Origin of the sequence: Roseateles cavernae, assembly GCF_040187885.1 — a bacterium.
Classification (GTDB): domain Bacteria; phylum Pseudomonadota; class Gammaproteobacteria; order Burkholderiales; family Burkholderiaceae_C; genus Roseateles_E; species Roseateles_E cavernae.
The window spans coordinates 615597-629318 of record NZ_JBDPLH010000003.1; the positions used below are offsets into that span (position 1 = coordinate 615597).

The window sequence follows — 13722 nt, forward strand, 5'->3', positions numbered from 1 at the left end:
CATGTGATGGATCCGAGCTGGTCATCATCGATCAAGTCAAGCGCATCGTGGATGGCTAAGCCATGCCTGTGCAGGCATCGGTTCCTGCGATGCGATTGAAGATTTCCCCCAACTTCCTGCTGGTCGTGCTGGGCAATGTGCTCAGGCTGGGCGCAGGCATGGTCGTGTTTGTCGTCCTGGCGCGTTGCCTAGGGCCGAGTGACTTCGGCAGCTTCGCCTTCTGGCTCGCCATCGCCACGCTGGCCGTGATCCCTGTCAACTTCGGTTTCACCACGGCGACATTGCGTGCCTTCGGTGTCGACCCCGAGCGCAAGCAGGCGCAGATGGCTGCGGTGCTCACGGCCAAGCTCCTGCTGGCGGGCGGCGTCCTGGCCATCGCGGCCGTCATCGGCGGTCTGACGCTCGATACCTCGGCTGCCTTGATCCTGATGCCGCTGCTGCTGGCCCAGATCGCGGAGTCGGTGTCTGAGCTCTATGGGCTGGGATTCAGGGCTGCCTCCAATTTCGCCGCCGAAGCCCGGACGGCCTCCGTTGTTTCCCTCGTCCACATCGTCATCATGTTGACGACGCCGTGGCTGTTCGATTCGGTCCAAGCGGTCGCGGCAGCGTTTCTGCTGTCGCGCGTGCTGGGACTCCTCATCACGCGCGCGCAGTCCCATGCCGCGTTCGATCACATCGGCCTTGCGCCGCTCAAGGATGCGCTGGCCTTCAGCCGCAGCGCCTTTGCCTATGCCGTCGAACTGGCGCTGTCGACGGCCTATACGCAGCTCGACACGCTGGTGATCAATGCGGCCCTCGGTTTGCGAGCCGTCGGGCTTTACCAGGCCGGCATGAAACTGGTGCAGGGCTTCTCGCGCCTGGCGCCCATTCTGGCCCTCTACATCCTGCCTCGCCTGGCCGGTGACATGAAGAACGGCAGCCGTTCGACCAAGCAGGCAGCCAGCACGCTGCTGTTGTTCGGCGGTGTCGGTTTGCTGTCTGGCGGGTGTCTTGCCGTGTTTGCGGAGCCGATCACATTGCTGCTGTTTGGTGCCGAATTCACCGAGCTCGCACAGCTGCTCCCCCTGTTCGGTTGCCTGTTGGCGCTGCGTTTTCTGGAAACCGGCTGCGGCCTGGTGCTGGTTGCCGCCGGCCTGCAGTCCAAGAAGGTCTGGCTGGTTGCCGGGCAGTTGACGCTGATGCTGGCGATTGGCTGGCTGGCCATCCACAAGGGCGGCATGCAAGCCTGGTTGCTGACGACGCTGGCTTGCACCTTGCTTCTGTTGCTGATGTATCTGCTGCTCTGGGTCAGAACCCGAACCGCAGCTGAGGAGCCCGTCCAGCCATGAGCGAAATTTCACCCAAGACCACTGTCATTACCCTCAACTGGAACGGCGCCGACGACAGCAAGGCCTGTGTTCGCTCCCTTTTTGCGCTCAACTACCCGCGCTTCGACATCGTTGTTTGCGACAACGCCTCGAAGCCCGAGTCCTGGCAGTCGCTGCAGGCGCTGACCGAGGAGTTCCCGGGGCGCGTGCAGGTGTTTGAGTCGCTGCAGCAAGCCCTGGCCAGCAGCGCGCCGCGCGCGGACATCACGCTGATACAGACCGGCGCCAACCTGGGCTACGCCGGCGGCATGAATGTCGGCATGCGTTATGCGCTGGCCAACCCCGCCACCGACTACTGCTGGGTGCTGAACAATGACACCGAGGTGCACCCTGATGCGCTGACCCATCTGGTCGGCCGCATGCAGCAGGACGAATCGATCGGCATCTGCGGCTCCAGCCTCGTGCTGCACCACGACCGCCAGCGCCTGCAGGCCTTTGCCGGCTCCAGCTACAACCCGCTGCGCGCGCGCTCGGCCGCGCTGGGCATCAATGCCAGGGTCGACGAGATCCCCGCGTCGCCGGCCGCCGTCGAAGCGAAACTGGCCTATGTGATCGGCGCGGCGATGCTGGTGTCGCGCCGCTACATGAGCGAGGTCGGGTTGATGGACGAGCGCTACTTCCTCTACTCCGAGGAGCACGACTGGGCACAGCGCGGGCGCGGGCGCTTCCGCCTCGGCTATGCGCCTCAGTCGCTGGTCTTTCACAAGCATGGCGCCACCATCGGCACCGCGTCGTCGGGCGGCTCCGAGCTGTCGCTGTTCTATCTGTTCCGCAACAAGCTGGTTTTCACGAAGCGCTACTACCCTGCCTATCTGCCGACGGCGGCGATCTCCCTGCTGATCGACGCGCTGAAGTTCTTCGCCAAGGGCAAGCCGGGCAAGGCCATGGCGTCCCTGCGCGGCCTGCTAGCGTGCAGAACCATGGCCAAGTTCTGAGCCAAGTCGCCGCAGCATGAATAGATTTCTGACTGGATTGAGGGAGCAATGATTCGGAGTGTTCTGAATTTCGTCGCGCGTTTGCTCAAGGGGCCGCAGTACAGATTGGCCGATGACATTCCACTGGGCGTGCTGCTCGGCCTGGGCTGGCGACGCGGCCTGGGCTTGCTGCGCGGCCTGCTGCGCACGGGCAAGACAGTGTTCATCGGCAGGCAGGTATCGCTGGTCAACAAGGGTTTCCTGACGCTGGGCCGTGCGGTCACGCTGCAGGACGGTGTCTATATCGACGCCTTCGCTGCCAAAGGTGTGCGGATCGGCGAGCGCTGCAATATCGGGCCCTATGTGCGCATCCAGGCCACCGGGGTGATGACCAAGATCGGCACCGGGCTAGAGATGGGCCCCGATTGCGGCATCGGTGCCTTCTCCTTCATCGGCTGTGGCGGCGGCGTGAAACTCGGCCGCAATGTGATCATGGGGCAGTACGTCAGCTTTCACTCCGAGAACCACAACTACGACGACCTGAGCCGCCCGATTCGCGCGCAGGGTGTCACGCGTGCCGGCATCGAGATCGGCGACGACTGCTGGATCGGCGCCAAATCCACATTCATCGACGGAGCCAAGGTGGGATCCGGCGTGGTGGTGGCCGCCGGCAGTGTGGTGCGCGGCGAGGTCCCCGACAACGTGGTGATCGGTGGTGTGCCGGCCCGCGTGTTGCGCCGCCGTGGCGACGCACCGGCGGCCGAGGTGGCGCCATGAAGGTCTGCGTGCTGGCTCCCGATGTGCCGTATCCGGCCAATCGTGGCGGTCGCGTCGACGTGATGCGGCGCCTGCTGGCGATGAAATCGTTCGGTCACGATGTGCTGCTGCTCACGCCGCAAGCGGACCGGGCTCATGAGAGTGAAGCCGACGCGACCCGTTACCTGGCGTCCGTCGGCATCGACTGGCGCCAGATTCCCCGGCGTCGCGGCGCAGCGCTGCTGGGCAGCATGGTGATGAATGCCGGACGCCTGCCATTCTTCGTCGCGCGTCGGCATCCTGCCGGACAGGACATGGTCGAGCTGACGACAGCGGTGGAGGCCTTCGGGCCCGACTTGCTGTGGCTGGACGGCCCCTGGTTGTGGCCGCTGGCACGGCAGATCCGTCGGCGACGGCCCTGCGCGCTGGCCTACCGCTCACACAATGTCGAGCATCGCTATATGCAGGGCCAGGCTGCGCTGACGCGCGGCGCCCTGGCGAAGCTGAAGATGCGGCTGTCATTCGCCGGACTGGAAGCGCTGGAGCGAGCGGCCATCGCGGATGCCGACGCCTTCTTCGACATCTCGTTAGACGATTTGCAGTGGTGGCGCGTTCAGAGCGGTCGCTGGCTGCCACCGCTGCCTGTGTCCGGCAATGCTGGGGCTGCCGCCGTGGAGCGTAACGATGTGGTCTTCGTCGGCAACCTCACCACGCCCAACAACGTGGCCGGCGTGCGCTGGCTGGTGGATGAGGTCATGCCGCTGGTACGCCAGCGCCGACCCGAGATCCGGTTGCACGTGGTGGGTTCAAACCCGGCATCGGAGTTGGTGGCCCAGGTGGAACGTGGCGGTGGGGTGGTCGACAAGAACGTCGACGATCCTTTCGCCTTCATGCTCAGCGCCGGTGTGCTGGTGAATCCGGTGATGGCCGGCAGTGGAGTGCAATTGAAGATGTTGGATATGTTGATGACTGATCGCCCCATCGTGTCGGGCACGCAAGGCATGCGCGGCTTGCCCGAGTCTTTCCTCTCCCAGGTCAGGCTGGCAAAGACACCGCAGGAGTTTGCCGAGCAGATCATCGCCAGCGTCGATGACGAAGCGGTCGATGTGCCCGGCCGCCAAGCGCTGCGCCGCATGTTCGACGCCCGCGCTGTTGACGATGCCTTGAATCAATGCGTGGCCTTGGCCCAGGGGCGCGGCGCATGAGAGTCCTCGTCGTCCATTCCTCCGCCGACCTCTACGGCTCGGACCGTTCGCTGCTCGATTTCGTGCGCCTGAACTCGGCGCGCTTCGATATCTCGGTGGTGCTGTCCGAGAACGGCCCGCTGGTCGAACACCTGCGCCGGGCCGGCGCGAGGGTCGAGATCGGGGACGTCTGCAAGGTGCAGCGCTCGATGTTCTCGCCGCGCGGCCTGCTGCAGGCCATCGGCTCGGCCTGGCGCTCGCGCCGGCTGCTGCGCAGCGTCGGCGGCGAGCAGGGTTTCGACATCGTCTACTCGAACACCGTGGCCCTGTTCGGCGGCGCGCTCTATGCGATGCTGGCCCGGCGCCCGCATGTCTGGCATATCCGCGAGATCATCGCCAGCTCGCCCAAGCTGGCGGCGGTGTTCAAGCTGATCGTCAGCCGCCTGTCCACCCGCATCATCTGCAACTCCAACCAGACCCGCGACTGGATCGCCACGCCACACAGCGCGCCGCTGTGCCGTGTGATCTGGAACGGCGTGGGCCTGGCCGCGCCGCCGGGCACCCGCGACGCCGAGCGCGCTGCGCTGGGTGTGGCGCCCGACGATCTGGTGTTCGCACTGGTGGGCCGCATCAATGGCTGGAAGGGCCAGGGCCTGCTGGTGGATGCGTTCGCGCAGCTGTGCGCGCAAGGGCAGCGCGGCATCAAGCTTGCCATCGTCGGCTCGGCCTACACCGGCCAGGAACATTACGAGACCGAGCTGCGCGCCAAGATCGCCGCCAGCGGCTGCGCCGAGCAGATCCGTCTGCTGCCGTTCCGGGCCGATGTCGACGCGGTATGGGAGGCCTCCGATGTGGTGGTGGTGCCCTCCACCGAGCCCGAGCCCTTCGGCCGCGTGGCCATCGAGGCCATGGCCTTTGCCAAGCCGGTGATCGCGGCCGGCCACGGCGGCCTGCTCGACATCGTGGCCGACGGCGAGACCGGCCTGCTGTTCAAGCCGCGCGACGCCGCCGCGCTGGCCGAGGCCATGGCCCGGCTGGCGGCCGACCCCGTGCTGCGCCAGACCATGGGTGAGCGTGCGCGCGAACGCCAGCAGCGCATGTTCTCGGTGGAGGCCTATGCGCAGAGCGTGGGTGACTGCCTGCAGGACGCCAAGACAGTGGCTGACGCCGCGCGCTGAACAGGTCGCGGTGGGCCACAACCAGGGAGGATCAATCGGTGACGACAACAGCAAACACAAGTACACAGGTGCAGCAGACGCTGCGCATTCTCGGCACGCGCGGCGTGCCTGCCGCGCATGGCGGCTTCGAGACCTTTGCCGAGTATCTGGCCCTGCATCTGGTGGCGCAGGGCTGGCGCGTCATCGTCTATTGCCAGGAGGAGGGCGCCGGCCCGGTGTTCGAGGACCGCTGGCAGGGCGTGGAGCGGGTGCGCATTCCCGTCGAGGGCAGCGGCCCGCGCAGCACCATCGCATTTGACTGGAAGGCCACCGCTCATGCAGCGGGCCACCGCGATCTGTGCCTCACGCTGGGCTACAACACGGCGATCTTCTGTGCCTTGCTGCGACTCAAGGGCATTCCGAACGTCATCAATATGGACGGCATCGAATGGTCGCGCGCCAAATGGGGGCCGGTCGCCAAGACCTGGTTCTGGATGAATGACTGGGCCGGCTGCTGGCTGGGCAATCATCTGGTGGCCGACCACCCCGAGATCAAGCGGCACCTGAGCACGCGCGTGAATCCCGACAAGATCACCACGATTGCCTACGGCGCCGATCACCTCACTCACATGCCCGAGGAGCCTGTGCGCGCCCTGGGGCTGGAGCCCGGTCGCTACATGACCCTCGTCGCGCGTCCCGAGCCCGAAAACTCCATCCTTGAGGTGGTGGCCGGTTTCTCGCAGCGCCCGCGTGGCATGCTGCTGGCGGTGCTGGGCAACTACAACGACGCCAATCCCTACCACCGTGCGGTCAAGGCGGCTGCAGGCCCCGAGGTGCGCTTCCTGGGCGCCATCTACGACAAGCCGGTGGTGCAGGCCCTGCGCTTCTACTGCGCCGCCTATGTCCACGGCCATCAGGTCGGTGGCACCAATCCTTCGCTGGTGGAGGCGCTGGGCGCCGGCAATGCGGTGATCGCGCATGACAACCGCTTCAACCGCTGGGTGGCAGGGCCGGGGGCACGGTATTTCGGCGACGCCGAACAATTCTCAGCCGTAATCGATGAGTTGCTCGATCCGCAGTCTCAGAGCATGTGCGCTATGAGAGATGCGAGCACGGCTCGCTTCCTCCAAGAGCTGACTTGGCCGCATATCTTGGTCCAATACCAACAGTTGCTGGAGCGTGTAAGCCCCGGCCGAGCGGGTAAATGATGAAGGCTCCCCCTTTGTTTGGGCAATCACGGTTGGCCGATTTCACATCGGGACGCGACAACAACTTCAACCTGATCCGCTTTCTGGCCGCTACGTTGGTGCTCGTATCGCACAGTTTTGCACTCAGCACCGGCCGCGCTGATTTGGAGCCTTTTCGTACCCAACTCGGCTTGAGCTTGGGAGATATGGCTGTTTGTGTGTTCTTCGCAGCCAGCGGATTTTTGGTTACAGGCAGCCTGCTGTCCCGGCAAAGCTTGAAAGAGTTTGTGTTGTCTCGGGCGTTGCGCATCTACCCCGGGCTTTGGGCCGCGCTGCTGCTGACAGTGATATTTACTGGGTTGTGTATCAGCACTGTGAGTCTGATGGAGTTTTTTGCAACCCCACTGACTTGGAAATATCTCGCCAACAATGCGTTGATGCTCAGAAGTGTTGAGCATTTTCTACCCGCGACTTTTCAGGACATTCCGTGGCCGCGTGCGGTCAATGGCTCTTTATGGACCTTGCCGCTTGAGCTACGTATGTATCTCGTCTTGGCTGGTCTGTGGCTGCTGGCGGGATTGCTGCGCCTACGCAACGCGCCAAACTTCATACGCTTCTGCTGTTTGGTGCTGGCTGTCGCTGGCTTCGCCTACAGCGCAAGCATGGCTGACCCATGGGCGCATGGTGGTCGCTTTTTTCTTCTGGGCGGTTTCTTCTTTACCGGCGCTGCGCTGCGGGCTTTCCAGGGGCGCATCCCGATGTCTGCAACCCTGGCCTGGTTTGCACTGCTTGCGCTGATCGCGACCGCACTGATGGGCGGGCGAATTTTCTGCCTAGGCTATGCCCTGCTGATGCCGTATTTGGTGCTCGCTGCAGCCTATCTTCCGGATGGTGGGCTTCGCGTATTCAACCGATTTGGCGACTATTCCTATGGAATCTACATCTACGCTTTTTTTGTTCAACAAGCCTGCGTCCATTTCTTCCCCGGAATGGGTCCTTATGTCTTGATGCTGCTGTCTTTTGCGGTGACGCTTTTGCTTGCCATCTGCTCATGGCACGCCATTGAATCTAGGGCCATGGGCTTGAAAGCTCACCTCATCGGCATGGCACGCGGCGCGTCTGCTGAATCACGGCAATTGGCATAGATGGCGGTGGCTGTAGAACTGCCGTCAACGGAGTCATCTACAGCTACGTCAACAGCCCACAGCTCCGAGTTGCCTTAGAAGGCTGGCAAGGCGCCAAGCAAAGGTGCGAATAATCAGCATTGGCTTCGGCGCAATTTCAGCCCTCTCAGGTGCATCCAACCGCAATCTCATAGGGCTATGAGGCATCAGTGCGGAGCACGGCTTTTGCATATGGCGCTTGGGGTGTCCGTGCGGCGGTGGCTGGGCACTTGACTTGGGCCACGCCCAGCGACGCGCCGTTTTCCAGCATCTCCAGCCGCACGGTGGCGCCGCCGCCCGTGGGATCGTCCACCAGCAGTTGCCAGGTCGAGCCATCTGCCTTGGCCATCAGCACGCAGGGCTTGTCGGCCGTCAGTGAACGCCCGTTGCCTAGCGCGAGGCTGCCCGCTGCGTGAAAGACGGCGGCCAGACGCTTGGCGTTGTCCAGGCTGACTGCTTGCACGACGGCGCTGTTCGCGAGGATGACCGGGGCGGCGATGCCGGCTGCTTCGGCAGGTCGGCTGGCCGCGAAGGACACGGCGTAGGCGTAGTGCGCACCGTCCGGCTTGATGCCGTGGTCTATGCCCAGCGTGAGCACAGGGGCGGCCGCATTGGTCGTGCCGAGGGCGGGGTTGGAGGGGTCTTTGCCGGGCTGCTGCTTTTGCGCGAGCTGCAACTGGTTGTCCTTGGCATCGAGCAGCAGATAGGTCACGCCGTCATGCCATACCCAGCGCAGGTCGGTGCGTGTGCTGGCGCCGGTGTTGCCGCTGATCTTGCCTTGGTCGGTGTGCACATCGCCGAGCCAGCGGGTTTGGTTGAGCGTGGTACGGACCGCCTTGGGGTGCTCGGAACTGATGTCGCTGCCCAGTGCCACGAGCATGTCCTCGAACAGGAACCAGGAACGCTTGGCCTGCGTCTGCTGCAGCTTGAGTTGCAGCGTGGCCAGCCCCCAGCTTCCGTCCGAGAGCACGCCCGCAAAGACCGCATGGCCGTGCTGATAGCCCTTCAGCGGCGGCACCTCGGCCGGCGCCGTGAGGCCCGGCAGGGCAGACCAATCCCAGAGCGCCTGCAGCCCTTCGTATTCGCTGTCACGCCGAACGATGTAGCTGACGCCGAAGGGCAGCCAGTAGCCCAGCAGGTTTTCGCCATTGCCGCTCTCCGTGCCGTAGTTGCGTTTGGAGGTGACCTTGACGGAGAAGTAGCCCCGCGCCGTCTGGTGGGCGATGAAATCGGAGCGCCAGTACGCACGGTTGTAGGGCTGGGCCAGCTTCGATTCGGGCGCTTCGAGTCGCCGGATGGCCTGCTGCAGCTGCGCTTGCCGCGAGGGCGTCGTCGCGGCCAGGGCTTTCGTCGCGGGCAGCAGCTTCAAGGTCTGGGGTGCGGCGGATTTCCGGGTGAAGGCGCGGCCCATCGCCCCCCAGTCCAGCCAGCTGCCACGGATCAGCGGCATGATGCCCTGGGTGGCAAAGTCGGCGAGCGTTTCGAGCCGTTCGGGCGCGAAGGCCCAGGGCGTGCCGGCCAGCCAGGTCGCGACACGCGCGTTGTCCTTGAGGAACTCCAGACCATAGCCGCCGGAGTAGAGCTGGGGGCCATGCTGATGGAAGGAGAGGTCGGGCTGGATGCCTTCCTCGGTGGTGATGAGCAGCGTTTTTTGCATCGCCGCACTGGCCTGGTGGAGGTCGTCGGTGTTGCGCAGCAGCGCGCCTCTGACGATTTGCTGCGTGGCATACCAGGTCAGATTCTGGCCGGTGACTCGATCCGCTTGCTGCACGCTCTTGGGCATGGTGAGCAAGGCGATCGACGCTGCCATCACGTCGTCGGGCAGCTCGTCTTTGAGCAGCACCAGAATAGGCATCAAGGCGAGTTGCGCCCCTATGGTGTTGTGCCACCAGTTTTCGGAGGAGGGGCGCCGACTCAGCCAGGCGCGCAAGCCGTCAATGACCGCGCGCTTCGCGGTGCTGGCGTCATGGAGCGGATCGGATGGCGTCTGTATCGACACGGCGATGGCCCGCAGCCGTTCCAGATGTTGCACGGGGTTCCAATAGCCGACGGATTGATCGGCATAGTTCACATCACTCCACAAACCGGATGACGCTTGCCTGGCGAGGAAGGTTTTTGAGCCGCGTGTCGAGACCTGCGCCAGATAGTCGGCCCTGAGTCGTTGCAGCACCGTCTCGAAGGGGTCCGGCGACGTCGCCGCGCCGGCGATGCCGGGCCAGCTCCCTTGGGGCAGGGTGATGGCCAGGCCGGTCAGGACCTGTCGTCGTGTGGGTTTGCGCATCGTTGCGATTTCTTCCAGGCTGTTGAATGGCATGCAGCCCGGACTCTACAGCGCCGTCGTGACGCCGTGCTTCAGCCGAAGAGTGCCGGCCCGGCGCTGAAGCTGGAGAGGTTCGGCAACACCAGCTGCTGTTCCGCCGCGCTCAGCCCCATCCAGCCGGACAGGCTGCCGGCAAGCTGGGTGACGCTGGTGGTGGGCAGCAGGCGGCCCGAGCCGACATCGGTGTCGGTGCCCAATGCGGTGACAGGGAAGCTGCCCAGCATGCGCTTGCCCCTGACGGCACCGCCGGCGACCAGGTGGTGGCTGCCCCAGCCGTGGTCGCTGCCGTCACCATTGCTGAGCAGAGTGCGGCCGAAGTCCGAGGCGGTGAACAGCGTGACGTTGTTCTGCAGCCCCAGGCCGTTCAGGGCCGCCATGAAGTAGTTGATCGACTGTGCCAGCTGGGCCATCTGCGCCGGTTGGTCGCGCATCTGGTTGGCATGGGTGTCGAAACCGCCCATCGACACCATGAACACCTGGCGCTTCATGCCCAGCGTCTGGTTGGCCGCGATGATCTGCAACACCATGCGCAGCTGGCGCGCGAGGTTCAGCTTGTCCAGCGTGGTGTCGGCCGCATTGACCTGCGCGATGGCCGTGCCGGGGATGGCCGGCACGTTCACGCCCGCCAATGCCGTTTGAAGTGCTGCGTTGGCGCTCAGGCTGCGCTGCATCACGCGGGCGTATTCCATCTGCAGGCGGTCCGTGGCGGTGGCCGCATAGGCCCGCTGCAAGGCGCCGCCGGCGCTGGTGGAACCGAAGATGCCGGTGCTGCCTACGGCGCTGGCCGAGACCGGCCCTTCCACGCCCACCTGGTACTGGCTGACATTGCTGCCCGACAGGAACACGGCGTTGCCGCTGGCCGACACGGCGGTGAACACCGGATGCGCGTTGGCCGACATCAGGATGTCGCCCATGCGCCCGCCCCAGCCGGAGCGGGCCCCTTCGGGGGCCAGGCTCTGCCAGGTGGAGGCCTGGTCGTTGTGCGAGAACAGCTTGGCGGGCACGCCCATGCCTGCGGCGTACTCGGCCTTGCTGATCGGTCGCACCAGCGGGCCCACATTGGACACGATGGCGGCCTGGCCGGCTTCGTACCACTCGCGCACCGGCGCGAGTTCCAGCGGCATGCCGAAGCTGCGCCCGCTGGCCTGGCCGGTGACGGTGATGCCTTGCAGGCGGTTGGCTGCCCAGGCCAGCTCGCCCCGCGCTCCGGCGTACTCGGCATAGCCCGAGGCGTCGATCGGTACCACCCAGTTGTGGGTGTCGCTGCCGCCGTTCATGTACAGGCACACCAGCGCCTTGTAGCCGCTGGTGGTGGCGGCCTGGCTGCTCTGGCTGGCCAGCGCGGCCAGGCTGGCCAGGCTGGTGACCAGGGGCAGGCCACGCTGCGGAATGGCTGCACTGGCGGCCAGGCCGCTCACGGCACGAAGAAAGCTGCGGCGCGAGGCGTCCGCACGGTAGGGTTTGCTAGTCATCGTTGCACCATGTATTCGGGTGAGGCCAGCGCCAGGAACACGGCGACGCGGGCGCGGTTGAGGTGGCTGGACGCGGTGGTGCCGCTCACGCTGACCATGGCGTCCATCAGGTCCTGCTTGAGCGTGCCGCTCATGCGGCCGGCATACAGCAGCAGGTTCAGGCGCTCGATCACCGCTGCCACCTGACCTGTGGCGACCAGATCGGCCAGCGTCTGCATCTGAGCGACCACATCGCTTTGCGAGCCGTTCGAGCCCAGGCCGTTGCCGGCCATGCGTTCGGCCAGGTTCACCCATTGCGCGGTGGTGGCTTCATTGACGATCTGCATCTGCGGCACGGTGATGTTGTCCGCCGAGAACACGGTGTTCGGCGGCACATAGCCCGGCCGGTAGTAGCCGAACACCGAGCCGGCGTACAGCGGGCGCTGGGCCAGCGCGTCGAGGTCGCTGACGATGGCGTACTGACCGCTGGCCGATGTGGCCTGCAGGCTGCGCATCCAGTGCGCCACGCGCAGCACCGGCTCTCGGAGCTTGCCCACGCTGCCGGCCGGCGGGTTGACGGCTTCGCTGTCCAGCAGGATGGCGCGGGCCACGGCAGCCAGGTCGCCCCGCACGCCCTTGCCGTTGTTGTTGAAGACGGCGGCCACGCGCGACACATAGGCCGGGCTGGGGTGGCTGCCGACCAGGTGCTGGATCAGCTGGCGGCTGATGAACGGGCCGACGTTCGGATGGTTGAACAGGGCATCCAGCGCCAGCTTCAGGCTGGTTTGGGCGCTGCTGCCGGCGGGGATCACGACCGCCTGCGGCTTGCCGCTGAACAGCCGCTTGTCGCTGCTCGAGTGCTGGCCGGGATAGGCCTTCATCGGCAGGGTGTCGATGCGCTGGTCGCCGGCGGCGCTGAGCTCGGGGTTGCCGTAGCGGAAGGTGTGCTCGGTGAGTTGTCCGTCCGGGAAGCCCCAGCTCCAGCCGGTGAACACCTTAGACATGGCCATCACATCGTCGTTGCTGTAGGTCTCGATGGGCTGGCCGCCGGCACCAAGCCTGGGGCTGCCGTCGGCATTCAGCTCGTGCAGGCCGATGGTGAACAGCTGCATCACCTCGCGGGCAAAGTTCTCGTCGGGCATGCGGCCCGATGTCGCGTTTTCGGGCCGGTTGCGCATGTGAGAGAGGTAGATGCCCATGGCCGGGCTGAGGGTGATGTCCTCCAGCAGCGCGCGATAGTTGCCCAGCGCATGGCGGTTGATGGTGTCGACGTACTGCGCGTAGGCGCGCGCATGGCGGCCCAGGTTCAGATCGTTCTGCGAGACCATCAGGATCTGGTGCAGCGCGAAGCCCATGCGCCGGCGCAGCTGATCGGGGCTGGTGGCTGCGGCGGCCCAGAAGCGCTGGCCCACCCAGGCTGGCGTGTAGTTGGCACCGCCCGGGCGGTAGGCATCGCCCAGGTTGTAGCGCGACTGAACGGCGTTCACCATATCGGCGTTGAAAGGCAGGGCGACTTGCTCATCCAGCCATGCAGGCGCGCCGATCTGGGCGACGCGTTGCACCTCGCCCAAGGTAGGGCCGAAGCTGGCCTGCTGCAGGAAGCGCGAGGCGGCCTGTTCGGCGGCGCTGGCGGTGCCGCTGGCAGCGGGCACGGTGAAGCGCAGTGCACCACTGTTGTACATGGCACCGCCGCTCACGCTGGTGGACGCGCCGTCGAACGCCGCCTCGCCGGTGCCGGCGTCGAACACCACATTGCCGGCAAAGGCGACCAGGGTGCCGTTGCTGGTGTTCACATACTGCACGAACAGATTGCGGTCCACGCCGTTGACGCTGCCGTCGTTGGTGTAGACCAGGTCGATGCGGCTGCCGGCCGAGAGCCGCGGCACGGCAAAGCGATAGTCGGCCGGCGTGCTGCTGCGCACCTCCACGCTGCCCACAATCACGCCATCCACCCGCAACTGCATCATCGCGCCGACGCCGCCCGCCACATTGGCATGGGCGCGCACCGTCAGGGTGTCGGTCAGGGTGGCGCTGGGCCAGGTGGCCGACAGATTGCCGCCGGCGTAGCTGACGCCTGCGCTGAAGGGGGTGATGAAGGTGGAGCCGGCGATCAGATAGCTGATGTTGAGCCGGCGCTCGATGCCGTCGGCGCTGCCGGGGTTGGCGAAGGCCACGGCCACCTGGCTGCCGGGCTTGAGCGCGGTGGTGGGCATGATGAAGTCG

10 protein-coding genes are annotated in these 13722 nt (G+C 65.4%); 7 read left to right on the plus strand and 3 right to left on the minus strand.

The features are described 5' to 3' along the window. Nucleotides 1–89 precede the first annotated feature (89 nt). From ABGI63_RS13415 to ABGI63_RS13445, 7 genes are all read left to right on the plus strand, one after another. Entirely contained in the window at nucleotides 90–1328 is a 1239-nt protein-coding gene (locus tag ABGI63_RS13415) for an oligosaccharide flippase family protein (protein WP_349742870.1), read from the plus strand. After that, entirely contained in the window at nucleotides 1325–2302 is a 978-nt protein-coding gene (locus tag ABGI63_RS13420) for a glycosyltransferase family 2 protein (RefSeq protein ID WP_349742871.1), read from the plus strand. The genes ABGI63_RS13415 and ABGI63_RS13420 overlap by 4 nt, the downstream gene beginning before the upstream one ends. Before the next feature lie 129 nt (nucleotides 2303–2431). Continuing rightward, nucleotides 2432–3058: an acyltransferase gene (locus ABGI63_RS13425; protein ID WP_349742872.1), complete on the plus strand. Its 627-nt coding sequence runs from the start codon at nucleotides 2432–2434 to the stop codon at nucleotides 3056–3058. Next, nucleotides 3055–4242, plus strand: coding sequence for a glycosyltransferase (locus tag ABGI63_RS13430; RefSeq protein ID WP_349742873.1), 1188 nt, complete (start codon nucleotides 3055–3057; stop codon nucleotides 4240–4242). Before ABGI63_RS13425 ends, ABGI63_RS13430 begins: the two co-directional genes overlap by 4 nt. After that, nucleotides 4239–5399: a glycosyltransferase family 4 protein gene (locus ABGI63_RS13435; RefSeq protein WP_349742874.1), complete on the plus strand. Its 1161-nt coding sequence runs from the start codon at nucleotides 4239–4241 to the stop codon at nucleotides 5397–5399. The genes ABGI63_RS13430 and ABGI63_RS13435 overlap by 4 nt, the downstream gene beginning before the upstream one ends. Nucleotides 5400–5437: 38 nt before the next feature. Continuing rightward, entirely contained in the window at nucleotides 5438–6586 is a 1149-nt protein-coding gene (locus ABGI63_RS13440; protein ID WP_349742875.1) for a DUF1972 domain-containing protein, read from the plus strand. Beyond that, a complete protein-coding gene (locus tag ABGI63_RS13445; protein WP_349742876.1) occupies nucleotides 6583–7710 on the plus strand; it encodes an acyltransferase family protein in 1128 nt (375 codons plus the stop codon). Before ABGI63_RS13440 ends, ABGI63_RS13445 begins: the two co-directional genes overlap by 4 nt. 175 nt (nucleotides 7711–7885) lie before the next feature. Here the strand turns inward: ABGI63_RS13445 and ABGI63_RS13450 are convergent, their stop codons facing one another. The 3 genes from ABGI63_RS13450 to ABGI63_RS13460 all read right to left on the minus strand — a co-directional run. Further along, nucleotides 7886–10042 (minus strand): polysaccharide lyase family 8 super-sandwich domain-containing protein, encoded by a 2157-nt coding sequence (locus tag ABGI63_RS13450; protein ID WP_349742877.1) that lies wholly within the window; start codon nucleotides 10040–10042, stop codon nucleotides 7886–7888. Nucleotides 10043–10080: 38 nt separating this feature from the next. Next, nucleotides 10081–11520, minus strand: coding sequence for a DUF1501 domain-containing protein (locus ABGI63_RS13455; protein WP_349742878.1), 1440 nt, complete (start codon nucleotides 11518–11520; stop codon nucleotides 10081–10083). Beyond that, nucleotides 11517–13722, minus strand: a 2206-nt coding sequence (locus ABGI63_RS13460) for a DUF1800 family protein (RefSeq protein WP_349742879.1), incomplete at its 5' end; no start/stop codon positions are given. The genes ABGI63_RS13455 and ABGI63_RS13460, both read right to left, overlap by 4 nt.

Bases quoted from the DNA above. Each gene is read 5' to 3' on its own strand.
- ABGI63_RS13415 (WP_349742870.1), top strand. From the start codon at position 90: ATGCGATTGAAGATTTCCCCCAACTTCCTGCTGGTCGTGCTGGGCAAT.
- ABGI63_RS13420 (WP_349742871.1), top strand. From the start codon at position 1,325: ATGAGCGAAATTTCACCCAAGACCACTGTCATTACCCTCAACTGGAAC.
- ABGI63_RS13430 (WP_349742873.1), top strand. From the start codon at position 3,055: ATGAAGGTCTGCGTGCTGGCTCCCGATGTGCCGTATCCGGCCAATCGT.
- ABGI63_RS13435 (WP_349742874.1), top strand. From the start codon at position 4,239: ATGAGAGTCCTCGTCGTCCATTCCTCCGCCGACCTCTACGGCTCGGAC.
- ABGI63_RS13445 (WP_349742876.1), top strand. From the start codon at position 6,583: ATGATGAAGGCTCCCCCTTTGTTTGGGCAATCACGGTTGGCCGATTTC.
- ABGI63_RS13450 (WP_349742877.1), bottom strand. From the start codon at position 10,042: ATGCCATTCAACAGCCTGGAAGAAATCGCAACGATGCGCAAACCCACA.
- ABGI63_RS13455 (WP_349742878.1), bottom strand. From the start codon at position 11,520: ATGACTAGCAAACCCTACCGTGCGGACGCCTCGCGCCGCAGCTTTCTT.